Here is a 25,129-nt window from a genome sequence, read left to right as displayed (position 1 = left end):
AGAGAATTAACCTTGTGTCCCGCCGACATACGTCAGCAAGGCAAGATAGCGTGCGCGTTTGATCGAGACCGTCAGTTCGCGCTGATGGCGGGCGCAGGTGCTGGTTTTGCGACGCGGGCGGATCTTACCGCGTTCGGTCACATAGCGGCTCAGGACATCCACCGCCTTGTAGTCAATGAATTTAACCTTGTCCACACAAAAGGCGCACACACGGCGACGCACGGCGCCAAAGCGCCGTCCGCCAGGGCCGGCGCCGGGCGGCCCGCCACGGCCGCGCGGAGGGCGGCTGCCGAACGGCCGACTGCCGCGCTCATCGCCCGGCTCATCCAAATCATCATCTACGATGTCAAAATTCGTAGCCACAGTCTTACTCCTGCTCTAACTTGGTGCCTCTCCGAATAACCTGACATTTGCCTCGATAAGGCGCCCGAAAGTAGTTATTCGGATAGACTATTAGTAATTGCTCTCTTCTTCATCGCTGCTGGCATAATCAACTTCGCTGCTGCCGGGGCGGCCATCGAGCATGATCATCTCATTGGCAACCAACTCGGTGCGGAAGTGCTTTTGCCCGGTTTGGTCTTCCCAACTCCGGGTCTGCAAATGCCCTTCCACGTAGACGCGCCGGCCTTTGCGCAAGTATTGATTACAGATTTCTGCCAGGTTTCCCCAGGCCACCACGTTGAACCATTCGGTGGCCTCACGGCGTTCCCCCTCGGCCGTCACCCAGGTGCGCGTTACAGTCACGCTGAATGACGTCACGGGTTTGCCGCTGGGTGTGTAACGCATGTCAGGATCATGGCCAATCTGGCCGATAATCATGACTTTGTTCAAACCTCGTGGCATGTGTCTGGCTCCTCATCATCATTCCCCGTCAATGCCAAACGGAGAAGTACGCTGCCCCGGAGAGGGCTGACGTTCTCAAGGCCGATATGCCTACACCGGCTTGGTGGTGAGCAAGTGGCGCAGCACGTTTTCGTTGAGACGCAGCGATCGTTCAAGCGCTGCTGTGGCCGATGGTAGCAACCGTATTCGCATCAGGATGTAGTTTCCTTCGCGCTGCTTGCGAATGAGATATGCAAGCGTACGGCGGCCCCACAGTTGGGTTTCGATGACTTCGCCACCCGTTGTGCGAATGAATTCGGCAATCCGCTCAGTGAGCGTATTGACACCCTCTTCGTCTAACTCCGTGCGGACAATCATCATCAGTTCGTACTCGTTCATAGAGGCCCGCGTGCCTCCTTTCTATGGGTTTGCCCCCGGTCAGGCCGCGGGCAGAAAGAACGAGGGCTTGTGGCCCTCGTGCGAACGAAACTAGTTTAGCATAAGGCCCCTGATTTGGCAAAGACGCTCAACGCGATGGTGTCAGCGGGCCGCCGGGGCAGGATAGGCCCCGCGCGTTGGCCGGCCAATTTTGCGGAACAGGGGTAATGTGGTATAGTTTGCCCTGTTCGGGGCGTAGCGCAGTTCGGCTAGCGCGCACGGTTCGGGTCCGTGAGGTCGGAGGTTCAAATCCTCTCGCCCCGACACGACGATGGCAACAAGGCTCACCAGCTTGCTGGTGAGCCTTGTGCATAGAAAACCAGCCACTTGATCAATGGGATGGCATGTGCTCTGCCCACACGTGATTCTCTCCGCTGGACGCCCGCGGCGCGATGGGCTATACTCCATGCACGGAGGGTGAAGACCTCGTCATGCTCGATACGCTGAAAAATCTTCTCATCGGTTCCCCGGTTCCCACCAAACAACTCGGCGAGACACGCTTGAACAAAGTGCGCGCCCTGGCATCCTTCTCACCCGGCGCGCTCTCGTCTCTCGCCTACGCGAACCAGGAAATCTACCTGGCCCTGGTGGTCGCGGGCAGTGTCGGCCTCAGCCAGGCCTGGCCCATCAGCCTGGCGATCACCGCTCTCCTGCTGATCGTGGCCCTTTCCTATTATCAGACCATCCACGGCTACCCGTCGGGCGGCGGCTCCTACGTGGTGGCGCGGGAAAACCTGGGTACCTTGCCCGGCCTGCTGGCGGCCTCCGCGCTGCTCGTTGACTACATCCTGACGGCCGCCGTCAGCCTGACCGCCGGCCTGGAAGCGATCGCCTCGGCCGCGCCCGCTCTGTGGCCGTATCGGGTGCCCGCGGCCCTGCTCATCCTGGCCGTCATCACCCTGGTCAACCTGCGCGGCGTGCGTGAGACCGGCAGCCTGATGACGATCCCGGTCTACCTGTTCCTGCTGTGCTACTTCCCCATGTTGGCCTTTGGCGCCTGGCGTGTGATCAGCGAAGGGCCTGTCTCACTGGCCGCCACCGCCCCGCCGGCCCTGCAACCGCTGACCTTGCTCCTGCTGCTGCGCGCGTTCGCCACCGGCTGCACCGCGATGACCGGCATCGAGGCGGTCAGCAATGGGGTGCCGGTCTTTCGCGCCCCGGCCGCCCAGAACGCCGGCCGCACCCTTCTGGTCATGGCCGCGCTGATGAGTGTGCTGTTCGCGGCCAGCATTTGGATCACGCAATCGTTGGCCGTCATCAGCGGTCCGCAGGAAACCATCCTCTCGGCCCTGGCGCGGTCCATCCTCGGCACAGGGCCGGCCTACTGGGTCATCCAGGTCACCACATTGTTGATCCTGGCCGTGGCGGCCAACACCAGCTTCGCCGGCTTCCCGCAATTGGCCGCGCTGCTGGCGCGCGACGGTTTCTTGCCCCGCCAGTTAGCCGGCCTGGGCGACCGCCTGGTCTTTGCCAATGGCATTCTATGGCTGACGCTGATCACCGGCGCGTTGATCGTCGTCTCCCGCGGCCACAGCCATGCGCTGATCCCCCTCTTTGCGGTGGGCGCCTTCCTGGCCTACACCCTTTCGCAGATCGGCATGGTGCGGCACTGGGCGCGGACGCACGGGCGCGGCTGGCAGCTCAAGGCCGCGATCAACGGCTTGGGCGCGGTGACCACGGCCGTCACGCTGTTGGTGGTGCTCCTGGAAAAATTCCGCGACGGCGCCTGGCTGACCGTGATCGTCATTCCAGCCTTCACCCTCGGATTCGGGCAAATTCGCCACCACTATCGCGCGGTTGCCAGCCAGCTTTCGCTGCGTGGCCTGCCGCCATCGCTCAAGCCTTTTCCCGCACCGCGCGTGGTCATTCCCATCTCCGGCATCCATCGCGGCATCGTGGACGCGTTGGGCTTTGCGCGCACTATCGCGCAGGACATCACCGCGGTCTACGTGGAGCTGGAGCCAGGCATGGGCGCGCATATCCAGCAAGAATGGGAAGCGTGGTGGCCGGATGTGCCGCTGGTCGTGGTGCCATCCCCCTACCGCTCGCTCGTGGGGCCGCTGTTGGACTACCTGGACGCGACCGATAGCGAGCACCATGACGGGCAACTCGCCGTCGTCATCCTGCCCGAATTCGTCCCGGCGAAACGCTGGCATGGCATTCTGCACAACCAGACCGCCCGCCTGCTCAAGGTCGCGCTCCTCTACCGCCGGCGTCGGCAAGGCTTCCAGCGCGTCATCATTGACGTGCCCTATCATCTGCGGCGCTGACCGTCCTATCTCTACGGCAGGCCGGCCGCATGAAAGCCGTCTTTGTGGACACCTGGGCAATGCAGACGCAAAATCAGCAGGCCGTCCTCCTGATCGGCCACATAGATCAGCCTGCCTACGACGCTGACGCCAAAGGCAAACCCTGGTGTAACGTACCCGCCACGCAGCGTGGGGTTGGCCGGATCAGTCACGTCAATGATCTGCAGGCTGCTCCCATCGGCTACATAGGCCACGTTTCCCACCACGCTGACCTCATTGGCATACTCCGGCGTATCGTAAGCGCCGCGCAGGGTGGGGTTGGCCGGGTCGCGGATGTCAATGATCTGCAGGCCGCTGATGTGATCGGCCACATAGGCTAAACCACCCACCACGCTGACGCCCCAGGCCTCGTCCGGCGTATCGTACGCGCCGCGCCAGATAGGGTTGATCGGGTTGCTGACGTCAATGATCTGCAAGCCGTCGCCCCAATCGGTCACATAGGCTAAACCGCCTACCACACTGACGCCCGTAGCCCCCCACGTATCGTACGCACCGCGCCAGGTAGGGTTGGCCGGGTTGCTGATGTCAATGATCTGCAAGCCACTATCCCAATCAGCCACATAGGCCAGGTTGCCCACCACACTAACGGCTCGAGCAAACCCCGGTGTATCGTATGCGCCACGCAGAGTAGGGTTGGCCGGATTGCTGACGTCAATGATCCGCAGGCCACTCCGCCCAGCGGCCACATAGGCCAAACCACCCACCACGCTGACGTCATAAGCCGGCCCTGGCGCATCGTATGCACCGCGAAAAACTGGGTGGGCGGGTTTGCTAACATCAATGATCTGCAGACCGCTAATGTGCCCACCGGCCACATAAGCCAGGCTGCCCACCACGCTGACGCTAAAGGCCTGCCCTGAGGTAGCGTACGCGCCGCGCCAGGCGGGATTGGCCGGGTCGCTCACGTCAATGATCTGCAGGCCGCCCTGCTCATCGGCCACATAGGCCAGATCCCCTACCACGCTGACGTCATAAGCCTGCCCTGGCGTATCGTATGCGCTATACCAGGTGGGGTTGGCGGGGTCAGTCACATCAATGATCTGCAGTCCGCGGCTACCGTCGGCCACATAGGCCAGGTTGCCCACCACACTGACGCTGTGGGCCTGCCCTGGCGTATCGTATGCGCTACGCCAGATGGGGTTGGCCGGGTCACTCACATCAATGATCTGCAGACCACTATCGTACCCATCGGCCACATAGGCCAGGCCGCCCACCACGCTGACGTCATAAGCCGGCCCTGGCGTATCGTACGCGCCGCGCCAGGTGGGGTTGGCCGGGTCACTCACATCAATGATCTGCAGACCACTACTATACCCATCGGCCACGTAGGCCAGGCTGCCCATCACGCTGACGCCGTAGGCATATCCGGGCGTGTCATAACTGCCGCGGAGCACGGGGTTGGCCGGGTTGCTGACGTCAATGATCTGCAGGCCGCTCCCCCATCGGCCACATAGGCCAGGCTGCCCACCACGCTGATGCCACAGGCAGGCCCTGGCGTATCGTACGCGCCGCGCAGGGTGGGGTTGGCCGGATCGCTGACGTCAATGATGTGTAAACCACCGTACCCTTTCGTTACATACGCAAAATCGCCCACAACACTGACGCTTTTCACAAAGGTAGGCAAGACAGGGCTTTGTCCCACCAGCACAGGATGGGAGGGGTTGCTGACATTTAGAATCAGCAAGCGCGGTCCAACGCCGACGTAGGCGTAGCCCCCTTGCGCCTCCACCGCCCGAATGAAACCGCCGATTTGCCCAACCAGTTCGATCAACGGGGTAGGAGTTGACGTTGGCGTCGGCGTCGGCGTGGGCTGGTGAGGCACGTGGGGGAAGAACGCTCTCGAGACTGCAGGCGTGCTGATCTCGGCGCGGCCGTTGTGGCTGCCGGCCGCGGGCATCGGGGCCAGTGCTGTGATCGCCATGAACGTTACCGCCATCACAGCGATGGTCACCAGGAGAACCAGGCGTTCAGCGCCGCCGCGGAACAAAACGTGTGCCGGTTTCGATGCGACCATCTCAACCCATTGGGAATCCATCCTATCCAGGTCTTTCATGCGGCTCCTCCATAAAAGCGAGAGTTGATATGGTGAGAAAGCCACGAATTGCGCCAACCAGGGCTCTCTGGCGGTGTGATTCGAGGCATCGTTTCTTGTTGTCAGTCTCGATGGTTTCGTTTGGTGGAATGACCATACCACAAAACAAGAAGGCGTCAAGTCGCCGCTATGACATCAAGAATGCCTTTTGGGTAGATTGACCTGGGCCTGTGTTCCAGGTATAATCTCCGGGTAAGGGTCGGGTAAAGGCCACATCGGAGTCCGCAGCAATGAAGTTCAAGATCGTCAGTGAGATCAGGGACTCAAACTGCAAGGCGCCCGAAACACCCCCCCCGGCGCCAGGGGCGGCCCCCGGAGGCCCCCCCCCGGACAAAAGGGGCCGCGGCCCCCCCCCGCCCGGCGAAAGCGCATGAAGGACAAGTATCGGCTGGAGAGGCTCGCATGAAATACGTTCGCTGTGTCAAGAACGAAACGTTCATCTACGACCAGGATGGAAAACCGTTCGATGATGTCCTGGACGATTTGCAGGTAGGGCAGGTCTACAGGTTGGCGCCGCCGGTCGAGAACGACGGGGCGATGTTGCGCGTCGTTGACGAATCCGGTGAGGATTACCTGTACCCGACAGACTACTTCGAACGGTTCGAGCAAGGCGATAACGGCGACCACCCCAATGCCATCACGATCTACGTCAGCGACTTCATGAAAGGCATTCTGCACGCAGAGGCTGTGGCAGCCCGCAAGTCGTTCAGCGCGCTGCTGCGCGAGTGGGTGGACGAACGGCTAGATCTGCCGGCCGGCGCGGCAAAATAGAGCTGTGCCAGGCGCTTCGGCAGCGCCTGACGCGTGGCAACGTCAAATGAACAAGAAGCTGCTGACCGAACAGGAAATCCGCACCCGCTTCATCACTCCCGCGATCCAGGACGCAGGCTGGAAGCCGGGTCAAATCCGCGAGGAAGTGATCTTCGACGCGGGTCGGGTCATCGTGCGCGGCGCGCTGTCCATGCGCAGCGCTGAGCGCAAACGGGTGGACTACCTCCTCTCACACAAACCCGGCATTCCACTGGCGATCGTCGAAGCCAAAGATAACAACCACAGCCTGAGCGCAGGTATGGATCAGGCGCTGCAATACGCGGCGCTGCTGGACGCGCCGTTCGTCTACACCTCCAACGGCGACGGCTTCATGGAGCACGACCGCACCCTGACAGATGGGCCGCTGGAACGCGAGCTGCGGCTGGATGAGTTCCCCTCGCCGGAGGCGCTGTGGCTGCGCACCATGCGGCAGACCGGCATGGCCGACGAGGTGGCGAAGGTGGCGGCGGAAGATTACTACTACGACCGCTACGGCCGCGCGCCGCGCTACTACCAGGAGGTGGCGATCAACCGCACGGTGCGCGCCATTGCCCAGGGGCAGAAGCGCGTCCTGCTGGTGATGGCGACCGGCACCGGCAAGACCTACACCGCGTTTCAGATCATCTGGCGGCTGTGGCGGGCCAAAAAGGTGCGCCGCGTGCTCTTCCTGGCCGACCGCAACATCCTGGTTGACCAGACCATGACCAACGACTTCCGCTTCTTCGGCGACAAGATGACCAAGGTCGTCAAGCGCCAGGTGGACAAGTCCTACGAAATCTACCTGGCGCTCTACCAGGGCATCTCCGGGACGGAGGAATGGCAGGACATCTACCGCCAGTTCTCCCCCGACTTCTTCGACCTGATCATCGTGGACGAGTGCCATCGCGGCAGCGCGGACGCGGACTCGGCCTGGCGCGAGGTGCTGGAATACTTCGCCTCGGCCACGCAGATCGGCCTGACCGCCACGCCCAAGGAAACGAAGGACGTCTCCAACATGGACTACTTCGGTGAGCCGATCTACACCTACTCGCTGCGCCAGGGGATCGCCGACGGGTTCCTGGCCCCCTACAAGGTGATCCGCATTGACCTGGACCGCGACGTGGACGGCTGGCGGCCGCGGCAGGGTCAGCTCGACCGCTACGGCGCGCCGATTCCTGATGAATGGTACACCTCCCGCGACTTCGACCGCACCCTGGTGATTGACGAGCGCACGCAGCTCGTCGCCTGGCGCGTCACGGAATATCTGCGCGCCACGGGCCGCATGCAGAAGACGATCATCTTTTGTGAGGACATCGAGCACGCGGAGCGCATGCGCCACGCCATCGCCAACATGAACGGCGACCTGGTGAATGCCAACCGCCGTTATGTCATGCGCATCACCGGCGACAACCCGGTGGGCAAGGCCGAACTGGACAACTTCATCAGCCCGGAGGAGCCTTACCCGGTCATCGCCACCACCTCGCGGCTGATGACCACCGGTGTGGACGCGCAGACCTGCAAGCTGATCGTGCTCGATCGGACCATCAATTCGATGACCGAGTTCAAGCAGATCATCGGCCGCGGCACGCGCATCCGCGAGGACTTTGGCAAGACCTACTTCACCATCATGGACTTCCGCAACGTGACCCGGCTCTTCGCCGACCCCGCGTTCGACGGCGACCCGGTGCAGGTCTACGAGCCGGGGCCGGACGATCCGGCCGTGCCGCCGGAGACGGCAGACGCTGTCGAATTCCCGGCCGCCGATTACCAGGTTGGGCAGGGCCAGGAGACCAGCGCGCGCATCGTGGAACGGCCGCAGCGCCGCGCCAAATACTACGTAAACGGCGTCGAGGTGCGCATCCTGGCCGAACGGGTGCAGTACCTGGACCGCAACGGCGAGCTGCGCACCGCGTCCTTCCGCGAGTTCAGCCGGGAGAATTTGCGCCGCCAGTACGCATCGCTGGACGATTTCCTGACCCGCTGGAACGCAGCGGCGCGCAAGGACGCGCTGCTGGCCGAGCTGCTGGAGCAGGGCTTCCTGCTGGACAAGCTGCGGGAGGCCGCCAATGCTGATCTCGACCCGTTCGACCTGATCTGTCACGTGGCTTTCGACCGGCCGCCGCTGACGCGGGGCGAACGCGCGCGCAGCGCGCGCCGCAGCGCCCTGTTCGACGAATACGGCGGCATGGCGCGGCGGACGTTGGAAGCGCTGCTGGACAAGTACGCGGACCAGGGCATCGCGTCCGTGGAAGAAGCGCGCGACGAGAACAAGGCGGCCGGGGTGCTGCAATTGCCGCCGCTCAACCAGATCGGCCAACCGGTGCAAATCCTGAAGGCGTTCGGCGGCAAGAAACGCTACTTCGAGGCGCTGGCCGCGTTGGCGCGGGAGATTTATCGCGCCGCCTGAAAGCGAGAGACGATCATGCCTTTTTCCGAACTGGAAATACCCTTCAATTATGCTGCGCTTCTGGCAGGCTTGCAGGAACGCATCCGCGGCGCGCAGGTGCGGGCTGTGCTTTCCGTCAACCGCGAGCTGGTACTGCTCTACTGGCAGATCGGCCGTGAGATCTTGGCCCAGCAGGGCGCGCAGGGATGGGGCGCGAAGGTGATTGACCGGCTGGCGCAGGATTTGCGCCGGGCCTTCCCGGAGATGAAGGGGTTTTCCGCGCGCAACTTGAAGTACATGCGGGCGTTCGCTGAGGCGTGGCCGGACGAGCAATTTGTGCAACAGGTTGTTGCACAATTGCCCTGGGGACACAACGTCCGGCTCCTTGATCGCATTGCCGATCAAGCAGAACGTATCTGGTACGCCCATAAAGCCATCGAGAACGGCTGGAGCCGCAACATCCTGGTGCATCAGATTGACACGCGGCTGCACGAGCGGCTGGGCGCGGCCCAAAGCAACTTCGCACGCACCTTGCCCGCGCCTCAATCAGAGCTGGCCCAGCAGTTATTGAAGGACCCTTACACCTTCGACTTCCTCAGCCTGGGTGCGGAGGCCCACGAGCGGGATCTGGAACGGGCGTTGATCGAGCACCTGCGCGCCTTCCTGCTCGAGCTTGGCATCGGCTTTGCGTTCGTCGGCAGCCAGTACCACCTGGAGATCGGCGACCAGGACTTCTACCTCGACCTGCTCTTCTATCATTTCCGCCTGCACTGCTTTGTGGTCATTGACTTGAAGAGCGGCGCGTTCCAGCCGGAAGACGCGGGCAAGATGAACTTCTACCTGTCGGGGGTGGATGACCGCCTGCGGGGGGAGCACGACCAGCCCGCCATCGGCCTCATCCTGTGCCGCGAGAAGAACCGGGTGATCGTGGAGTACGCGCTGCGCGATCTGAGCAAGCCCATTGGCGTGTCGGCCTATGAGCTGACGCGGGCGCTGCCGGAGGGCCTGCGCGGCAGTATGCCAACGATTGAGGAGCTAGAGGCCGCGCTATCCCCCGACCAGGAGCCTGCGTAATCCCATGTCCATCTCCACCCTGATCAAATCTATCCAGGACATCATGCGCCAGGACGCGGGCGTGGACGGCGACGCGCAGCGCATCTCGCAGCTCGTCTGGATGCTGTTTCTGAAGATCTTCGACGACAAGGAGCAGGAGTACGAGATCGGGCCGCATTACGTCTCGCCGATTCCTGCACGGCTGCGCTGGCGCAACTGGGCCGCGGACGACGAGGGGATGACCGGCGATGAGCTGCTGGCCTTCATCAACAATGAGCTGTTCCCCGGCCTGAAGGAGCTGGCGCTGGCGCCGGGCGATGATCCGCGCGGCTTCGTGGTGCGCGATGTCTTCGCGGACGCGTACAACTACATGAAGTCGGGCACGCTGCTGCGCCAGGTGATCAACAAGATCGCGGGCATTGACTTCAACGCGCTGGAGGATCGGCACCTTTTCGGCGACCTCTACGAGAAGATCCTGCGCGACCTGCAAAGCGCGGGCAACGCGGGCGAATACTACACGCCGCGGGCGGTGACGCAGTTCATGGTGGATATGACCGACCCGCAGCTCGGCCAGGTGGTGCTCGACCCGGCGTGCGGCACCGGCGGCTTCCTGGTCTGCGCGCTGGAACACCTGAAGCGCCAGGCGCGGACGCCGGCCGACCTGGCGAAGCTCGGCCTGGCCATCCGCGGGGTGGAGAAGAAGCCGCTGCCGCACCTGCTCTGCATCACCAACCTGATCCTGCACGACATCGAGACGCCGCAGATTGACCGCGATAACGCGCTGGCGCGGCGGCCCTATCGCAGCTACGGCGACGCCGACCGCGTGGACATCATTCTGACCAACCCACCCTTCGGCGGCATGGAGGAGCCGGGCGTGGAGAGCAACTTCCCCGCGCAGTTCCAGACCAAGGAGACCGCCGACCTGTTCCTGGCGCTGATCGTACACCTGCTGCGCGACGGCGGCCAGGGCGCGATCGTGCTGCCCGACGGCTCGCTGTTCGGCGAAGGGGTGAAGACGCGGCTGAAGGAGCACCTGCTGGAGCGCTGCAACCTGCACACCGTGGTGCGGCTGCCCAACGGCGTCTTTGCGCCCTACACCGACATCAACACCAACCTGCTTTTCTTCACCAAAGGGGAGCCGACGCGCGAGGTGTGGTACTTCGAGCACCCACTGCCCACGGGATACAAAAAGTACACCAAGACCCGGCCGATTCGCATCGAGGAGTTCGACGGGGAGAAGGCGTGGTGGCACGACCGACAGGAGAACGTGTACGCCTGGCGCGTGAGCATCGCCGAGATCAAGGCGCGCAATTACAACCTGGACATCAAGAACCCCAACAGCGTGGACGCGGCCCACGGCGACCCGGTCCGGCTGCTGGCCGATTATCGCCGCCTGGAGGCCGAGATCGCCGCGGCCCGCGCCGCGTTGAAGGCCGAGCTGCTGACCGCGTTGGAACGGCCCCCCCATGTCCCTTGACCTGCTCTTTCCCCACTTCGAGACCCTGGTCCGCACGCCGGAGGACGTGGCGCGGCTCAACCAGGCCATCCTGGCGCTGGCCGTGCAGGGTAAGCTCGTGCCGCAGGACCCGGCGGACGAGCTGGCGAGCGAGCTACTGAAGCGGATTCGGGCGGAGAAGCAGCGGTTGGTGAAGGAAGGGAAGCTTGAGGAGTCGAAGGTATCGCGACGGATTGAACCGGCGGCCATGCCATACGAATTGCCGGAGTCGTGGGAGTGGGTGCGCTTGGGAAATCTAGCGGAGTCCATGTCCAACGGGATTTACAAGCCGGCAAATTTCTACGATGATGACGGTGTCGCATGCCTTCGGATGTACAACATTCAGGATGGCCGGATTTCCTTTCATGATCTGAAAAGAATGGACCTGACCGGTTCGGAAATCGCCACGTATGGGCTTCGAGAGGGCGATCTTCTGGTAAATCGCGTTAACAGTCGGGAGTTAGTGGGAAAAGCCGCCGTGATTCCTGTTATTAGAGAACTGCTGGTGTATGAGAGCAAGAACATCCGAGTACGTTTCTTAGGAGAGCTGACCGAAGCACATTTCATCAACGTAGTGTTCCGAACCTCTGTGGTTAAGACCGAGTTTGAACAGAGTGCAAAACAGACGACAGGTCAGGCAAGTATCAACCAAGCCCAGCTCAACGACCTAATGGTCCCTCTCCCTCCTCTCGCCGAGCAACGCCGCATCGTCGCCAAAGTCGAGTCCCTCTTCGCGCAGACCCGCGCCCTGGAGGTCAAGCTGCGCCAGGCCCGGGACGACCTCGTGACCGTCAACCGCGCCGCGCTGCACCGGCTGAGCGCCGCGACGGACAGCGACGCGTTCGCGGCCGCGTGGGCCACCGTGCGCGATGCCTTTGACTTGCTCTACGCCGACCCGCGCAATGTGGCCGAGCTGCGCCAGGCCATCCTCCAACTGGCGGTGCAGGGCAAGTTGGTGCCGCAGGACTCGGCCGATGAGCCGGCGAGCGAGCTGCTCAAGCGGATTCGGGCGGAGAGGCGGCGGTTGGTGAAGGAAGGGAAGGTTAGGGAGGAGAAGGCGGTGCCATCAGCGAGAGCTGACGAACTATTTCACGCGTTACCTCCGGGATGGACGCGGGTTCAACTAGATGCGATCACCTTGATCAGGACAGGGTCAACACCGCGACGAGGAGAATCGAAGTACTACGAAAACGGTGACATCCCTTGGATTACCAGTAGCGTGACTGGGGCTCCGTTCATTACTCAGGCCAGTGAGTTCATTACTGAGGTGGCGCTAAAAGAGACAAACTGCCAGATCTACCCGAAGCATACTCTGATAGTCGCCATGTACGGCCAGGGAAAGACGCGCGGACAGGTTTCTGAGTTGCTCATTGACGCGGCAACAAATCAGGCGTGTGCGGCGCTTGTGTTTCATGGTATCGCCTGCGAAATTCGTCCTTACGTGAAGATCTTCCATCAGAAGAACTACCGGGAACTGCGAAGTCTTGCCGAAGGGGGAGCGCAGCCGAACCTCAACATCGGGAAGATAAAAGCCACGCTTATCCCACTTCCTCCCTTGGCCGAACAACACCGCATCGTCGCCAGGGTGGACCAGCTCATGCGGCTGTGCGATGCGCTGGAGGCCGGGCTGGCGCGGGCGGAGGGTCAGCGGCGGGGGCTGGTCGCGGCGGTGTTGGGCGGGGCGTGAGGCGTTTTGGATCACGAAGGCGCGAAGTGGTGCGAAGGACGCGAAGCGCGAAGGGCACGAAGGTTGGACCCCTGTGGCTGCTTGACTCACCCGACAACCTGTCCTATGCTCGTGTGTGAATCGCAGCGGCGGAGGTGTTGAGAATGGACCAACAGCTTGTTCATTTTATTCAGTCGAATCCGAAGATTATGATGGGAAAGTTTCAACCGCAGGCGCACTGTGCGTGGCCCGACGACAACCCGTTTCAACGGGTTTTTCATATCAGCCTGCGGTTGAAACCGCAGGCTGGCGACGCCCCGGTGTTCATAATGGAGCGGGAGATGGTTCGCTGGCGTTTCGCCGTAACGACCCTTGCGCCGCAGACCCGCTCAACATGACATAGCAGAGGTGACTGACATGGAGACAACCACCGATCTGACCGCGATTTTCGAGTCACTCAAGGCTCTACTGGCCGCCTACGCGCCGCCGCTGGTCGCGAAGATGGACGACGCCAGTCATTACGACCTGTGGTCGGTCAAGGACCTGGTGATCGAAGGCCGCAAGCGCCGGGAGGTCTACTTCGCCGGGCTGATCATCCAGAAGGGCTACGTCGGCTTCTACTATATGCCGATCTACGCGCAGACCGAGTTGAAGGACGTTTTCGCGCCGGAACTGCTCAAGCTCCTCAAAGGCAAATCATGTTTCTACGTCAAGCGGCTGACGCCTGAGTTGCTGGGCCAGATTGAGTTCGCGTTGAAGATTGGATATGAGGCATACCAGGCGCGCGGGTGGGTCTAAACTGCTGGCGCGCGCTACCTGTGGGCGCGGCAGAGACGCCGCGCCTGACCGCGGCGTTGACCCCCGGCCGGAAGCGAGACGTGAGGGGTTGAAGGTTGGAAGCTGCTGGATGCAACCTCCAACCTCCAATCCTCAATCTATAAACCCGCCGCCTCCGCTTGCGCCAGCACGTCCTGGATGGTCTTGACCAGTGCGCGCGCCGCTTCGGCGCTGAGCTCTACGGCGACCCTCGCCGCGGGGCCTCGCGCCTCATTGACGAAGTCAATATTCAGAGCGTGCTCCATCTGCGCGTTGAACGGGTGGTCGAACGACACGTTGGCGCGGTCCACCGGAAACCAGCCGGACGGCCCCTTGCCGCTCCCTTCGACCGTCACCTGCTGGACAATCATCGTACACATGGCGTCCTCCTTCAGCGGCCCGCGGGCGCGGCCAGGTGCTTGTCCAGGAATGCGAAGAGCTTGTTCCAGCCATCCACGGCCTGTGGCTGCCGGTATGCAGGCAGATGGTAGTAAAAGAAGCCGTGGCCCGCGCCGGGGTACATGTGGAACTCGTATTGCTTGCCGTGCACCTTGAGCGCATCTTCCAACTGGGCAACCTGCGCGGGCGTGGGGCCGCGGTCGTCCTCGCCGAACAAGCCCAACAGGGGGCAGGCGAGGTCCGCCACGTAGTCGGCCGGCGAGACGGGCTGCGTGGGGGTCAACTCCTCTTTGGTCATCACCACGCGGCCGCCCCAGCAGTCCACGGCCGCGTCGAAGCCGGGCGCGCGGCACGCAGTCAGGAACGCGTGCCGGCCGCCGGAGCAGGTGCCCCAGATGCCGACCTTGCCGTTGACATATGGAAGTGAGCGCAAGTAGCGCTGTGCGCCGGCCAGGTCGGCCACTACCTGGTCGTCAGGCACGCCTCCCTGACCGCGTACCGCGGCGGCCACGTCTTCGACGCTGCCGTGCCCGCTGCGGTGGTAGAGGTTGGGCGACAGCGCCGCGTAGCCGTGGTGCGCAAACTTGCGGGTCGCCTCGCGGTACCATTCGTCCCAGCCGGGCAAGTGGTGCACCACCACCATCGCGGGGAAGGGCCCGGGGCCTAACGGCCGCGCGAAGTAGGCGTTGATGAGGTCGCCATTCGCACCGGGCAGCGTGACGGTCTCGGCCAGCATGCCTTCGTACATATCGGTTTGGTACATTGTGCTCTCCTTCAAAGCTTACTGGCAGCCTGCGCGCCGCCGTTGGTGATTAGCCGTCGCAAGCGAGCGATTGAAATCGCGCCTGATGGGCGTACCGCCGGAGCGTCCAACCTGCGTGGACGCGATGCCGGTCGGCCTGCGCCGACCTTGCGGCAGAATGCCCTTTCGGCCCGAATTCATTCGGCGGCTGCAGTCGGCGCAGGATGCCTGAGCAGTTACGTGTCTGATACGAATATCTTGACCTCTCTATCCCTTGCCGCCAGCAAAGGTCTCACCCATGGGCCGGACTGGCCCGTGGGCCGGATAGATGCGGGTGGCGCCGCGGCGACGCAGCATCTGCCAGGTCCCCAGGGCCACGGGGTTGTCGAAGGCGTAGCCCTCCGGCGGAAGATCGCCCGTGAAGACGGAGCCGTCATCGAGGAGCAGCGAGACGCAGTGATCCGAGTGGCCGGGGGTATGCACGATTTCGCCGGCGATACCGATCTGGCTGAGCAACCGTCGGCTCTCACCAAACGAGATGACGACGTTGCCGTGCGGCGTGATCTCTACGTAGCGATCCGTCGGCTTGGTCCAGGTCTTCATCAGCGGAATGGCATCCACCTGGACATCGAGCACGAGGAGAGGAATGCCCTCGGCCTTCATCTCCTCGGCCAGTCCCGCGTGGTCAATGTGATAGTGGGTGGCCAGCGCGTAGCGAATTTCCGCCAGGGGCGCCCCCATGCGCTTGAGATTCGCCTTCATGATTCCAAGCGTGCCCGGCCAGCCGATGTCAACCAACAGCCGCGACGCGCCCGCGCTGACCACCCAGTAGTTCGTTGAACGATAACCAACGTTGATAATCGAGATAGACATGGCGCTAATTCTACACCACATCCTTCTGTCTCTGGAAGAAGACGATCAGCCCCACGAGCACGATCATGACGATGGTCATCGCCAGCCAGCGTGAGGCGACTGTGCCCTTGAACGCGCGGCCGTAGTTGTCGAAGATGTTCTTGAGCATGCCTTCCGCGCCCTTGACCGCGCGCTGACGCTCGCGCTCCCAATCGGCCTTCTGATCGCCCCAGGTCTCCATCGCAGCCGCGTACTCGTCGCCCTGCTGTTGACGGGCATCCTGGTACTCATTGCCCTGCGCCTCACGCTGCGCCTGGTACTCATCGCCCTGCACCTGACGGCGGTCCTGGTACTTGCGCCCCTGCTCACGGCTGTCATCCATGTACGCGTCCAATTTGCTCGGATCGCTCGGCTGGGGCAGCGGCGTCGGTGACGGGTAGGGCGTCGGCGACCAGACCGGCGTCGGCGACGGGTAGGGCGTCGGCGAGACCGGTTTCTGCGGCTCGACCGCGGCCAACTGCGTGCGGGCCTTGTCATCGTAGAAATCGGCGCTCTGAATACCGGGGAACGCGCTGCAGGTCTCGAAGATCGTCGCGCCCATACAGGTGCAGCCCAGGGCCAATTTCTCCTCATCGCTCCGGTTGAGCACCGTGTTCCAACCGGTTTCGCCGTCCTCATCGTACTTGGGCCGGTCGGCCCAGCAGGGGTCGTCCACCAGTGGCTTGCCAAACTCGGTGATGTTGACCAGCGCCTCGAAGGCCCAGCGCGTGGAGGCAATGACGCTGATCTGTTCGCCGCCGGGGATCAGGTCGAGCGGCAGCAGCGCGCCGGCGAAGAGGAACTGCGGCACCAGCACCACGATGACCAGCAGCAGCGCCACGTTCAGATTGGGCGCGGCGGCCGAAATCGCCAGGCCGAAGAGGTAGCCCGACAGCGTGCCGATGAACAACGTGATGTAGACCGCCACGTATGCGCCTGTGCCCGGCAAGTCAGGATGGACGAAGATCAACTCGAAAACGAGAAAAACGAGCGCCTGGTAGAGCGCCAGAATCAATCCGATCCAGACTTTGGACAGGATGTAGGGGCCGACCTGCAGGCCAACCGTGCGCTCGCGCTTGTAGATGTCGGTCTCTTTGACGATTTGCAGCACAGAGCTAAGCGCGCCGACCAGGATGGTGATCAGGCCCATCATGAAGAGCATGGTGATGATCTTGCCCGGATCACCCTTGACCGGGTCGAACAGGTCCCGCCCCCACATGAAGTCCATCAGGCCGATGCCGGGCGCCAGCAGGAGCATCAACGCCAGGCTGAGGCGGTCACGCATCAGGATGTTGAGGTTGCGCGAGGAGAGGATCGCCAGTTGACGCAGCGCATTGACCCGTTTGGTCGCACCGGAACTGACGCGGCGGGCGATGGTGTCCGGCCCCACATTGGCCGCGGCCGCGCGCCGATTGCGCAGGCGCTCGACCACATAATTTTGATACGCGGGCGATTTCTGGTAACGATCGGCCCAGTCGGTCGGCTTGCCGCGCTTGTCATCCTCCAGCACGATGTAGATGCTGTCGAACTCCATGTCCTTCTCGCGGCGCTCCTGATCGGTGCGGAAGCGGTCGAAGTAGATCAACGCTTCTTCGGGCGGGCCGTAGAAGGCGACATAACCGCCGCGCACCACGAAGATGACTTTGTCGCACATCATCACATTCTTGGTGGCGTGGGTGATGAGCACAATCGTGCGTCCCTGGTCGGCCAGGTGGCGCAGCAGTTTCATCATATTGTATTCGGTGCCGGGATCGAGGCCCGAGGTCGGCTCGTCCAGGTAGAACAGCCGCGGCTTGGTGAGCAGTTCCACGCCGATGGAAACACGCTTGAGCTGCCCGCCGGAGAGCTTGTGAATCGGCAGGTCCTTGCGTTCGGTCAGGTCGAGGTCCTCGAGCACCTCCAGGATACGCTTGTGGCGCTCGTCCGGGGTGGTGTCAGGCGGCATGCGCAACTGCGCCACATAATCGAGCGCCGCGTAGACCGACAGCTCGGCATGGACAATGTCCTTCTGCGGCACATAGCCCAGTTCATTGCGGAACAGATCAAAATTCTTGTACAGGTCAATGTCGTTGACAAAGACCGCGCCGTGCGTGGCCGGGTTGAAACCGGTCAGCGCGTTCATCAGGGTGGACTTGCCCGCGCCGGAGAGGCCGACCAGGGCCACGAATTCCTGCGGCGCGATGGCCAGGGAGATGTCCTGCAGCAGGTTCTTCTCTTTGGAAACCCACTTCTGCAGGTGCAGCACGTCCAGGCGCATGCCCCGGTCTTCCATCTGGCGGATGTTGCCCTGCTTGAGGTCCAGGCGGAAGGGGCCGATCTGGATTTCGTCGTCATCTTTCAACCAGCTCTCGCGCTCGATGCGCTTGTTGCCCACAAAGACGCCGTTGGCGCTTTTCAGGTCATGAATCCGATAGCGCCCCACGCCCATGCGCTCGATCATGGCATGGTAACGGCTGACCTGCGGATGGTCAAGCACGATCTGATTGTCCTTGGCGCGACCGATGCGCACCGGCTGGTCGTCGGTGGGCAGACCCACCACCTGCACCGGGGGCGGGGTCGTCGCCTCCGCTTTGGCCGCGCCGCCCATCAAACCGATCGCACTGCGGTATTGGATGGCGACCTGGTCGGTGACGTAGAGCACATCGCCGTCCAGCAGCGCCTTCTGCGGCACCCGCTGCCCATCGAAGGTCAGGCCGTTGGAGCTGCCCAGGTCGCTGATGGTGAACGTGCTGCCGATCTGCTGCAGGCGTGCATGGTGGCCGGAGATGACCGTCGCGCTGATGACGATGTCGTTGTCGCTTGCGCGGCCCAAGCTCACCACCGCTTTGTCCAAGGGGAACTTCTGCATCTGGCCGGCCGCGTAGACGGCCAGGCCGGGCAGCGGCCGCGCCGAGATGCGGATTTTGTCCCCCAGGCTGGGCGGCACAGGCGCCGCCGGCGGGCGCACGCTCAGTTGAAAGCTGGCAAGCTGCACAACCTGATCAAAACCGATGGGGTAGGTCTGTCGGGCCGCTAACGGCTGGCCGTTCAACAAGGCGCCCACAGCCGAGCCGAGATCCTGCACCTGAAAACCCTGCGCCGTGTAGGTCAGGCGCAGATGGTGGCGCGAAATCTGCGGGTCGTCCAGCAGAATCAAATCGTTTTCGCTGCTGCGGCCGATATTGAGCACCGGTTTGGTCAGCGGATGCTCATCGCGGTTGCCGCCGACCTGCACGGTTAAAATACCAAAAATCCCTGAAGCATTTGCCATGATTCTCACACCCCATTACGAATGCGCAACACCGAGTGAACCCCCTCACCCCTCACGCCCCCGCTTCCCGCTTCCCGCCTCACGCCTCACGCCCCAGCAGTTCCAAATGTAGCACACATTCAACCGCAAAGAACACAGAGAACACAAAGAAACGGCAGATCAGACGCGAATCGGCAACTTCTCTGCGTTCTTTGTGATCTCTGTGGTAAAAAACCAGGCTACATTTGGAACTGCTGCTCACGCCCCCGCTTCCCGCCTCACTTTCAACCACAAATCTACCACCTTCCACATAGATCTCTGATCTCTGATCTCACCCCTCATTCCATCCCGGCGAAGATCAGGCGCAGCAAACCGCCGAGGGTCAGCCCGGCCAGGCCGCCACCCACCAGGTAGATGCCCGGCAGCACGGTGATCTGCACGAGATCGCGCGCATACTGCGTCAGGACGTCGAGCATGCTGATGCCAAACAGTGTTTGCGCGCCGGCCTGGTAATAGGTGTAGGCGTTGAACGCCAGGATAGCGGCGGTCAACCCGCCCAGGAGCGCCTGCGCCAATCCGGCGGCCAAGCCCCAGCGCCGCGACAGCAGGTCAACCAGCAGCAGGAGCAGGCCGAGCGCGCCGATGCCAATCAGGAGGTAAGCGTAGCCGCTCTCCAGGCCGCTGATCGTGCGGTTGAGGACATTGCCCAGCAGCGGCAGCGTGACCGCGAGGCGCAGCCATTCGGCCTGCGCGCCGGCCATCAACGCGGCCGCGCCGGCCAACACCAGCAGGCGGCTGAACCAGATCAAGAGCGTAAGCAGCAGGGATGGCCGCGCCGCGTCCGCCATGTCTGGCGCCGGCGGGGGCGCAGCGGCCCGCGGGGCCGCGGCGGGCGCTTCATCCAGCAGGTGCAGGCGCGTGCTGCCGATGGTGACAACCTCGCCGGGCCGCAGAGTGCGCGCCACGTTCGGCGCCAGGCGGCCGCCGCTCATGAAGGTGCCGTTGGTGCTGCCCAAATCCACGATTTGCCAACGCTCGCCGGCGCGGCGCAGCTCGGCATGGCGCCGGGAGGCCTGGCTGTCGGCCAGGACCAGATCGCAATCCGCGCCGCGGCCCAGGGTCAACACCCCACGCTGCAAGGGGAAGCGGCGCTCGCCCGTTCCTGCGGATTGAATCACCAGGATCATTGGCCCTACCTCAACGGGGGAAACGTGGGCAGCGAGGGCAGGCCGGTGGGGAGGGATGGCAGCCCCGTGGGGATCGGCGGCAACGAGGGGATGCCGGTCGGCAGGGTGACGCTGGGCAGCACGGGCAGTTGCAGCGTGGGCAGCGCCGGGCCGGTCGCATCATCGGCCGTGCGCCGCATGCTGCCGCCCAGGAAGAGCACCGCCGCCACCACCAGGGCGATCAGAACCACGCCAATCACGATGGCAGCCAGCGGCGATGAGCGCCGCGCGGCCGGGCGTGCCCGCGCCGCGGGCGGAACGACCGCCGGCCGCGCCGGCCCCGGCACGGTGAAGGCGAACACCGTTTCCCCAATGGCCATCAGATCGCCCGCGTTCAGCGCCATCTCGCCGCTCAGGCGCTGACGGTTGAGCAGCGTGCCGTTGGCCGAATCGAGATCAATCAAATACCAGCGGCCCGCGCGCGCCTCCAGCCGCACGTGCTGGCGCGAGGCCAGCGGTTCTGGAAGAACCAGGTCATTCTCCGGACTGCGGCCCAGCGTAAAGGGGGAGCGCGAAATCGCAAACGTTTGACCGGCCAGCGGCCCCTGCTCGGCGCGCAACTGCGCTGCCAATCCAGGCCCCGCCACCGGCGCTACCGCAAGCTGTGGTAACATCTCAAGCCTCCGGTCACAAATCCAAATCAGAATGCTGAATACTGAGTTTACTCGATAACGTCAGTCACGTCGAAGCTCAGCTCGCCGATGCCCTTGACGACAAAGCCCATGCCGACCTTGTGCTTACCGGGGGTCAGGTCGGCGCCTTCCACCAGGATGGTCAAGGTCTTGCCCATCTCCAGGGTGAAGGGCATGTCGTCTGACACATCGCTGAACGCGATCTCCAGTCCATCGGGCGGGCGGAAAAAGGTCCGCTCCAGGGGGAAGGCGACGCCATCCAGCATCACCGGCCGCATCTCGCGGCTGTAACCGGAGCCAAGTTTGTTGGCGATCTCGAAGGCAAAGCCCTGGTCGGTGGCGCGCAGGCTGCCCTTGACATACAGTTGTCTGAGAATAAACGACGGTACTTTCATTAAAATCAACTCCTCTCGTAGGTCACGCCTCCGGCGTGACAACGCTGTCCTGGCGAATCAACCGCCCGAACGAGTTCGGGACTCCCGGCCCGTCTACATGCGCATCATCCTGAAGAACGCCTGTTCGGTCTCCACTACCTCCGGCGGCAAGACATCGGGGTCGCCGAGCAGGCTGGCCCACAAGAAGGCCAGGCACAGTTTCTCCAGGTATTCACAGGCATAGAGAGCCGCGCGCAGGTCACGGCCCACGGCAAGCGCGCCATGATTGGCGAGCAGACAGGCGTTGCGCTCGCCCAGGGCCAGCACCGCGGCCGCAGCCAGTTCATCACTGCCCGACATCGCATGTGCAGCGACTTCGATCTGTCCGCCCAGGTAGATCATCTGGTCTTCGAGGATGGGCGGAATCGGTCGGCCGGTCATAGCCACCGCGCTGACGTAGCGTGGGTGGGCATGGATGACGGCCTGCACCTCCGGCCGCGCCTGGTAGACGCCGACGTGCAGCATCAGCTCGGAAGATGGAATCCCGTCCCCGTCCACCACATCGCCCTCGAACGTCGCCACCACGATGTCGGCCGGGGTCAAGTCCTCGGTGTAACGGCGGTTGGGCGTGATCGCCAGCAGTTCAGCGCCCACGCGCTGACTGACATTGCCGGAGCTGCCCACGGTCAGGCGCTTTTCCAACAACTGCTGCGCCGTCAGCAGGACCCGACGCCGCTCCTCCAGCCATTCGCTCACATGCAGCCTCCTCGATTTGTACGACGCGCTCCGCGGGCACAGTCCGCTACCTATATTTTACCACACCTTGCCCCGGCGCAGGCTAATCAATCCGCTGGCCCAACGCGTCGAGCTGTTCCCTGGCCCGCTGCCAGCGCTCGTACAGATCGAGGTATTCGGCCACGGCCACCCGCGCCGGCGTGACGCTGACATCGTCGCCGGTCATGGCGGCTGCGGCCGTCGCCAGGTCAGGATAAAGCCCTGCGCCGACCGCCGCGCTGATCGCCGCGCCACGGCTGCTGGCATCGGGCAGCGCACTAACACGTAGCGGCCTGCCCAACACGTCGGCCAGCATCTGCGTCCACACACGGCTGCGAGTCAGGCCGCCGCCCACCGCCACCTGCACGACCGGCGCCTGGCTCAACTCGGTCACCAATTCCAGGTTGGCGCGGGCGGCAAAGGCGATGTTCTCCAGGCAGGCGCGGGCCAGGTGTTCGCGGCGCACCTCAATGAAGTCCGCGCCCAGCGGCATGAGCAGTCCGCCCCAGGCCAGCCCCATCTCCGCCGCGTTCATCGGCTGGGGTCCCAGGAAGGCCAGCACGCCGCCCGCGCCGGGGTCAACCGACGCGGCCATCTCCTCCAGACCCGCAAAGTCGGGCCGGCCGCACATCACCTCGGCCAGCCAGGCATACGCGCGGCCGGCCGGCCCCGCGTTGCCTTCCAGCACCCAGAGGCCCGGCAGCGCATGGGGGCCAACCCACAACCGGCGCCGGGCGTCGAGCGCCGCGGCCGTCACCTGCTGCACCGGCATACTCCAGCCGGCCAGGATGCCCACCTCGCCGGGCGCGGTCATGCCCATGCCCAGCAGGCCCATCTGCGTGTCTGCGCCTCCCATCACCACCGGCGTTGCGGCCGCCAATCCAATCTGCGCCGCGGCCGCCGGCGACACTGCGCCCACCACCGCGCCTGTGACGTGCACGGGCGGAAAGAGCGCGGCCGGCAGGGCCAGGGTGCCCATCAGCTCGGCCGACCAGGCGCCCTGCCGGATGTCGAAGAGCTGCGTGTCGGCCGCGGCGCTTGGCTCCGTGCAGCGCGCCCCGCTCAGGCAAAAAATCAGCCAATCGCTGATCGTCAGCAGGGTGGCGAAGCGGCTGAACAGGTCAGGCTGCTGTTCACGAAACCACTGCAAGCGCGCCGGCGCAAAGATCAGGGCCGGCCCGTGTCCGCTGATGGCAGCCAGGCGCTCGCCGCAGGTTTCCTCCAGCGCCGCGGCCTGGTAAACCCCGCGCAGGTCCTGGATCGGTCCGGCATAGAGCGCCGCGCCGGCCCTGTCCAGGATCACCATCCCCCCGCGCTGCGCGGTCACGCTGACCGCGGCCACCTGGCGGGCCGGGACATTGGCCTGCGCCAGCGCCTGCCGCGCCAGCCCGGTCAGGATGTTCCAGAACCGGCCCGCGTCGAAGGCCCGTCCCCACGGCGCGGCGTCGGCCGGCCTCTCGTAATCCCAGGCCGCGGCCGCCACCGCCGCCTGGCGGCCCATCCCATCGAAGATCGCCGCCCGCCCGCCGCTCGTGCCGGCGTCGAGGGTCAAAAAATAAAATCCCGAATGCATTTGCGTCCTGGCGTCCCTGCGCCCTTGCATTGAAAAACCTCTTAACTCACGACCAGACTACACGAAACACCACGGATCCTCACGAATCCCAACACCTCTGCGCCCTGGCGTCCCAGGAATTCCAAATGTGGTCGCCGAAGACATCTGGAATGGAGGCTTTAACCGGTTATTGGGCTTGAGAACCCTGTGGCAGACCGGCTAAAGCCTCGATTCCGGGTACATTTGGAGTTCCTGCTGGCGTCCCTGCGCCCTTGTGTTGAAAAATCTCTTTATCCACGAATTGACTACACGAAACACCACGGATCGTCATGAATTCCAATACCTTTGCGTCCTTGCGCCCTTGCGTTAAAAAATCTCTTTGTTCACAAATTGACTACACGAATCATCACCCATATACCGACTTCTCACCCCTCTGCGTCCTTGCGCCCTTGCGTTGAAAAAGCCTTAGCCCAGGCCAACGAACTGCTCCAGCGCCTCGGTGATGAGGCGCGAATGGTGGCCGATGACATCCACAGAGGCGCCGCCGATGTGGGGCGTCAGGATCACACGATCGAGGGCCAGCCAGGGACTGTTGGGCGGCAGCGGCTCCACACGGTGAACGTCGAGCGCGGCGCCGGCCACGCGACCGCTGCGCAGCGCATCGAGCAAGGCGTCTTCATCCACAACGGCCGCGCGCGCGGTGTTGATCAGAAAAATGCCCGGTTTGGTCTGCGCCAGCGCGGTCTCATCGAGCAGATGGCGCGTCTGCGGGGTGAGCGGGCAGTGCAGACTGATGAAATCGGCTGCGCGCAGCAGGGTGGGCAGGTCCACCAGGGCAGCCGGCGCGGCCTGGGCTGCGGCCACGAACGGATCGAAGGCCAGGACACGCATGTCCAACGCGTGCAGGCGCTGCGCCACGGCGCGCCCCACCGCGCCCAGGCCGATCAGGCCGGCCGTGCGCCCGGCCAGCTCGATGCCGCCCCAGGCGCCGTAACCGGTCAGCGCGCTGTCCCACTGCCCGGCGCGCACCAGTTCATGCGCCTGGGGGATGCGCCGCGCCAGCGCCAGCATCAGGCCCAGGGTCAGTTCGGCCACGGCCACCGCGTTGCGGCCCGGCGTGCTGACCACCGTGACGCCATGCTCGGCGGCTGCTTCCATGTCCACATGCGGGCCAATCTCGCCGCGGCAGACGCCGACGAAGCGCAGATTGGGCGCGGCCGCGAAGGTCTCAGCCAGGACAAAATCGGCCTCGATGACCAGGTAGTCAATGCCCTGCGTGCGCAGACGCTCGCCCAACGCCTCCGGATCCACCAGCTCGACCGTTTCGAGCCAGCTTTCGTGCAAGATCTCGAAATGGCGGCGCAAACGTTCCAGGTAGATGGGGGTAAATTGGGCTAGAATGAGGAGTCTTTTCATCGTCTTTCTCGTTCTGGGGGCAGTGTTT

23 protein-coding genes and 1 tRNA gene are annotated in these 25,129 nt (G+C 63.6%); 9 read left to right on the top strand and 15 right to left on the bottom strand.

Annotated features, from left to right (window positions below; translation table 11 throughout):
* Positions 1 to 6: 6 nt before the first annotated feature.
* The 3 genes from IPM84_22390 to rpsF form a co-directional block, all read right to left on the bottom strand.
* Entirely contained in the window at positions 7 to 330 is a 324-nt protein-coding gene (locus tag IPM84_22390; GenBank protein MBK9095451.1) for a 30S ribosomal protein S18, read from the bottom strand.
* 123 nt (positions 331 to 453) lie between these two features.
* The gene (gene ssb / locus IPM84_22385; protein MBK9095450.1) at positions 454 to 843 is read right to left on the bottom strand and encodes a single-stranded DNA-binding protein; all 390 of its coding nucleotides are present in this window, start codon (positions 841 to 843) and stop codon (positions 454 to 456) included.
* A 90-nt stretch (positions 844 to 933) separates the two neighbouring features.
* Positions 934 to 1,221 carry a 30S ribosomal protein S6 gene (rpsF, locus tag IPM84_22380; GenBank protein ID MBK9095449.1) on the bottom strand — a complete coding sequence of 96 codons (288 nt, stop codon included), beginning with the start codon at positions 1,219 to 1,221 and terminating at the stop codon, positions 934 to 936.
* 228 nt (positions 1,222 to 1,449) lie between these two features.
* On the opposite strand from rpsF, the gene IPM84_22375 reads away from it, so the two are divergent.
* Both IPM84_22375 and IPM84_22370 read left to right on the top strand, forming a co-directional pair.
* Positions 1,450 to 1,524: transfer RNA gene (locus IPM84_22375), tRNA-Pro, on the top strand.
* A gap of 167 nt (positions 1,525 to 1,691) precedes the next feature.
* Positions 1,692 to 3,530 carry an APC family permease gene (locus tag IPM84_22370; GenBank protein ID MBK9095448.1) on the top strand — a complete coding sequence of 613 codons (1,839 nt, stop codon included), beginning with the start codon at positions 1,692 to 1,694 and terminating at the stop codon, positions 3,528 to 3,530.
* Between the two features lie 11 nt (positions 3,531 to 3,541).
* Here IPM84_22370 and IPM84_22365 read toward each other — a convergent pair whose 3' ends face one another.
* Both IPM84_22365 and IPM84_22360 read right to left on the bottom strand, forming a co-directional pair.
* The gene (locus tag IPM84_22365; GenBank protein MBK9095447.1) at positions 3,542 to 4,963 is read right to left on the bottom strand and encodes a hypothetical protein; all 1,422 of its coding nucleotides are present in this window, start codon (positions 4,961 to 4,963) and stop codon (positions 3,542 to 3,544) included.
* Positions 4,912 to 5,622 carry a hypothetical protein gene (locus IPM84_22360; protein ID MBK9095446.1) on the bottom strand — a complete coding sequence of 237 codons (711 nt, stop codon included), beginning with the start codon at positions 5,620 to 5,622 and terminating at the stop codon, positions 4,912 to 4,914. The genes IPM84_22365 and IPM84_22360 overlap by 52 nt, the downstream gene beginning before the upstream one ends.
* Before the next feature lie 441 nt (positions 5,623 to 6,063).
* Between IPM84_22360 and IPM84_22355 the strand changes: the two genes are divergently transcribed.
* The 7 genes from IPM84_22355 (at position 6,064) to IPM84_22325 (ending at position 13,848) form a co-directional block, all read left to right on the top strand.
* Positions 6,064 to 6,432 (top strand): hypothetical protein, encoded by a 369-nt coding sequence (locus tag IPM84_22355; GenBank protein MBK9095445.1) that lies wholly within the window; start codon positions 6,064 to 6,066, stop codon positions 6,430 to 6,432.
* 46 nt (positions 6,433 to 6,478) lie between these two features.
* Complete coding sequence (locus tag IPM84_22350) at positions 6,479 to 8,857, top strand: DEAD/DEAH box helicase family protein (protein ID MBK9095444.1); 2,379 nt, start codon at positions 6,479 to 6,481, stop codon at positions 8,855 to 8,857.
* Between the two features lie 15 nt (positions 8,858 to 8,872).
* Complete coding sequence (locus IPM84_22345) at positions 8,873 to 9,910, top strand: DUF1016 family protein (protein ID MBK9095443.1); 1,038 nt, start codon at positions 8,873 to 8,875, stop codon at positions 9,908 to 9,910.
* Between the two features lie 4 nt (positions 9,911 to 9,914).
* The gene (locus IPM84_22340) at positions 9,915 to 11,366 is read left to right on the top strand and encodes an SAM-dependent DNA methyltransferase (protein ID MBK9095442.1); all 1,452 of its coding nucleotides are present in this window, start codon (positions 9,915 to 9,917) and stop codon (positions 11,364 to 11,366) included.
* A complete protein-coding gene (locus IPM84_22335) occupies positions 11,356 to 13,071 on the top strand; it encodes a restriction endonuclease subunit S (protein MBK9095441.1) in 1,716 nt (571 codons plus the stop codon). Before IPM84_22340 ends, IPM84_22335 begins: the two co-directional genes overlap by 11 nt.
* A gap of 143 nt (positions 13,072 to 13,214) precedes the next feature.
* Positions 13,215 to 13,448, top strand: a complete 234-nt coding sequence (locus IPM84_22330) for a hypothetical protein (protein MBK9095440.1) — start codon at positions 13,215 to 13,217, stop codon at positions 13,446 to 13,448.
* A gap of 19 nt (positions 13,449 to 13,467) precedes the next feature.
* On the top strand, positions 13,468 to 13,848 hold the full coding sequence (locus IPM84_22325; protein ID MBK9095439.1) for a DUF1801 domain-containing protein: 381 nt from the start codon (positions 13,468 to 13,470) through the stop codon (positions 13,846 to 13,848).
* Positions 13,849 to 13,985: 137 nt separating this feature from the next.
* Here IPM84_22325 and IPM84_22320 read toward each other — a convergent pair whose 3' ends face one another.
* From IPM84_22320 to IPM84_22275, 10 genes are all read right to left on the bottom strand, one after another.
* A complete protein-coding gene (locus IPM84_22320; GenBank protein ID MBK9095438.1) occupies positions 13,986 to 14,246 on the bottom strand; it encodes a hypothetical protein in 261 nt (86 codons plus the stop codon).
* Between the two features lie 11 nt (positions 14,247 to 14,257).
* The gene (locus IPM84_22315) at positions 14,258 to 15,028 is read right to left on the bottom strand and encodes a dienelactone hydrolase family protein (protein ID MBK9095437.1); all 771 of its coding nucleotides are present in this window, start codon (positions 15,026 to 15,028) and stop codon (positions 14,258 to 14,260) included.
* Between the two features lie 246 nt (positions 15,029 to 15,274).
* The gene (locus IPM84_22310) at positions 15,275 to 15,880 is read right to left on the bottom strand and encodes an MBL fold metallo-hydrolase (GenBank protein ID MBK9095436.1); all 606 of its coding nucleotides are present in this window, start codon (positions 15,878 to 15,880) and stop codon (positions 15,275 to 15,277) included.
* Between the two features lie 10 nt (positions 15,881 to 15,890).
* Positions 15,891 to 19,148: an FHA domain-containing protein gene (locus IPM84_22305; protein MBK9095435.1), complete on the bottom strand. Its 3,258-nt coding sequence runs from the start codon at positions 19,146 to 19,148 to the stop codon at positions 15,891 to 15,893.
* Between the two features lie 317 nt (positions 19,149 to 19,465).
* Positions 19,466 to 20,314 carry an FHA domain-containing protein gene (locus tag IPM84_22300; protein MBK9095434.1) on the bottom strand — a complete coding sequence of 283 codons (849 nt, stop codon included), beginning with the start codon at positions 20,312 to 20,314 and terminating at the stop codon, positions 19,466 to 19,468.
* A gap of 5 nt (positions 20,315 to 20,319) precedes the next feature.
* Positions 20,320 to 20,967 (bottom strand): FHA domain-containing protein, encoded by a 648-nt coding sequence (locus IPM84_22295; GenBank protein MBK9095433.1) that lies wholly within the window; start codon positions 20,965 to 20,967, stop codon positions 20,320 to 20,322.
* Between the two features lie 47 nt (positions 20,968 to 21,014).
* Positions 21,015 to 21,380 carry a hypothetical protein gene (locus tag IPM84_22290; GenBank protein ID MBK9095432.1) on the bottom strand — a complete coding sequence of 122 codons (366 nt, stop codon included), beginning with the start codon at positions 21,378 to 21,380 and terminating at the stop codon, positions 21,015 to 21,017.
* Positions 21,381 to 21,473: 93 nt separating this feature from the next.
* On the bottom strand, positions 21,474 to 22,115 hold the full coding sequence (locus IPM84_22285) for a class II aldolase/adducin family protein (GenBank protein ID MBK9095431.1): 642 nt from the start codon (positions 22,113 to 22,115) through the stop codon (positions 21,474 to 21,476).
* Between the two features lie 82 nt (positions 22,116 to 22,197).
* A complete protein-coding gene (locus IPM84_22280) occupies positions 22,198 to 23,706 on the bottom strand; it encodes an FGGY-family carbohydrate kinase (protein MBK9095430.1) in 1,509 nt (502 codons plus the stop codon).
* A 444-nt stretch (positions 23,707 to 24,150) separates the two neighbouring features.
* Positions 24,151 to 25,101: a hydroxyacid dehydrogenase gene (locus IPM84_22275; GenBank protein ID MBK9095429.1), complete on the bottom strand. Its 951-nt coding sequence runs from the start codon at positions 25,099 to 25,101 to the stop codon at positions 24,151 to 24,153.
* Positions 25,102 to 25,129: the final 28 nt, after the last annotated feature.

It is taken from the genome of Candidatus Amarolinea dominans, assembly GCA_016719785.1.
GTDB lineage: Bacteria > Chloroflexota > Anaerolineae > SSC4 > Amarolineaceae > Amarolinea > Amarolinea dominans.
The sequence above is the reverse complement of the archived record's forward strand: the minus strand, read 5'-3'. Positions and strand labels throughout refer to the sequence as shown.

Excerpts from the sequence above, each read along its gene's own strand:
- ssb (MBK9095450.1), bottom strand. The coding sequence starts at position 843 with ATGCCACGAGGTTTGAACAAAGTCATGATTATCGGCCAGATTGGCCAT.
- rpsF (MBK9095449.1), bottom strand. The coding sequence starts at position 1,221 with ATGAACGAGTACGAACTGATGATGATTGTCCGCACGGAGTTAGACGAA.
- IPM84_22370 (MBK9095448.1), top strand. The coding sequence starts at position 1,692 with ATGCTCGATACGCTGAAAAATCTTCTCATCGGTTCCCCGGTTCCCACC.
- IPM84_22360 (MBK9095446.1), bottom strand. The coding sequence starts at position 5,622 with ATGAAAGACCTGGATAGGATGGATTCCCAATGGGTTGAGATGGTCGCA.
- IPM84_22355 (MBK9095445.1), top strand. The coding sequence starts at position 6,064 with ATGAAATACGTTCGCTGTGTCAAGAACGAAACGTTCATCTACGACCAG.
- IPM84_22350 (MBK9095444.1), top strand. The coding sequence starts at position 6,479 with ATGAACAAGAAGCTGCTGACCGAACAGGAAATCCGCACCCGCTTCATC.
- IPM84_22345 (MBK9095443.1), top strand. The coding sequence starts at position 8,873 with ATGCCTTTTTCCGAACTGGAAATACCCTTCAATTATGCTGCGCTTCTG.
- IPM84_22340 (MBK9095442.1), top strand. The coding sequence starts at position 9,915 with ATGTCCATCTCCACCCTGATCAAATCTATCCAGGACATCATGCGCCAG.
- IPM84_22335 (MBK9095441.1), top strand. The coding sequence starts at position 11,356 with ATGTCCCTTGACCTGCTCTTTCCCCACTTCGAGACCCTGGTCCGCACG.
- IPM84_22330 (MBK9095440.1), top strand. The coding sequence starts at position 13,215 with ATGGACCAACAGCTTGTTCATTTTATTCAGTCGAATCCGAAGATTATG.
- IPM84_22325 (MBK9095439.1), top strand. The coding sequence starts at position 13,468 with ATGGAGACAACCACCGATCTGACCGCGATTTTCGAGTCACTCAAGGCT.
- IPM84_22320 (MBK9095438.1), bottom strand. The coding sequence starts at position 14,246 with ATGTGTACGATGATTGTCCAGCAGGTGACGGTCGAAGGGAGCGGCAAG.
- IPM84_22315 (MBK9095437.1), bottom strand. The coding sequence starts at position 15,028 with ATGTACCAAACCGATATGTACGAAGGCATGCTGGCCGAGACCGTCACG.
- IPM84_22310 (MBK9095436.1), bottom strand. The coding sequence starts at position 15,880 with ATGTCTATCTCGATTATCAACGTTGGTTATCGTTCAACGAACTACTGG.
- IPM84_22305 (MBK9095435.1), bottom strand. The coding sequence starts at position 19,148 with ATGGCAAATGCTTCAGGGATTTTTGGTATTTTAACCGTGCAGGTCGGC.
- IPM84_22300 (MBK9095434.1), bottom strand. The coding sequence starts at position 20,314 with ATGATCCTGGTGATTCAATCCGCAGGAACGGGCGAGCGCCGCTTCCCC.
- IPM84_22295 (MBK9095433.1), bottom strand. The coding sequence starts at position 20,967 with ATGTTACCACAGCTTGCGGTAGCGCCGGTGGCGGGGCCTGGATTGGCA.
- IPM84_22290 (MBK9095432.1), bottom strand. The coding sequence starts at position 21,380 with ATGAAAGTACCGTCGTTTATTCTCAGACAACTGTATGTCAAGGGCAGC.
- IPM84_22280 (MBK9095430.1), bottom strand. The coding sequence starts at position 23,706 with ATGCATTCGGGATTTTATTTTTTGACCCTCGACGCCGGCACGAGCGGC.
- IPM84_22275 (MBK9095429.1), bottom strand. The coding sequence starts at position 25,101 with ATGAAAAGACTCCTCATTCTAGCCCAATTTACCCCCATCTACCTGGAA.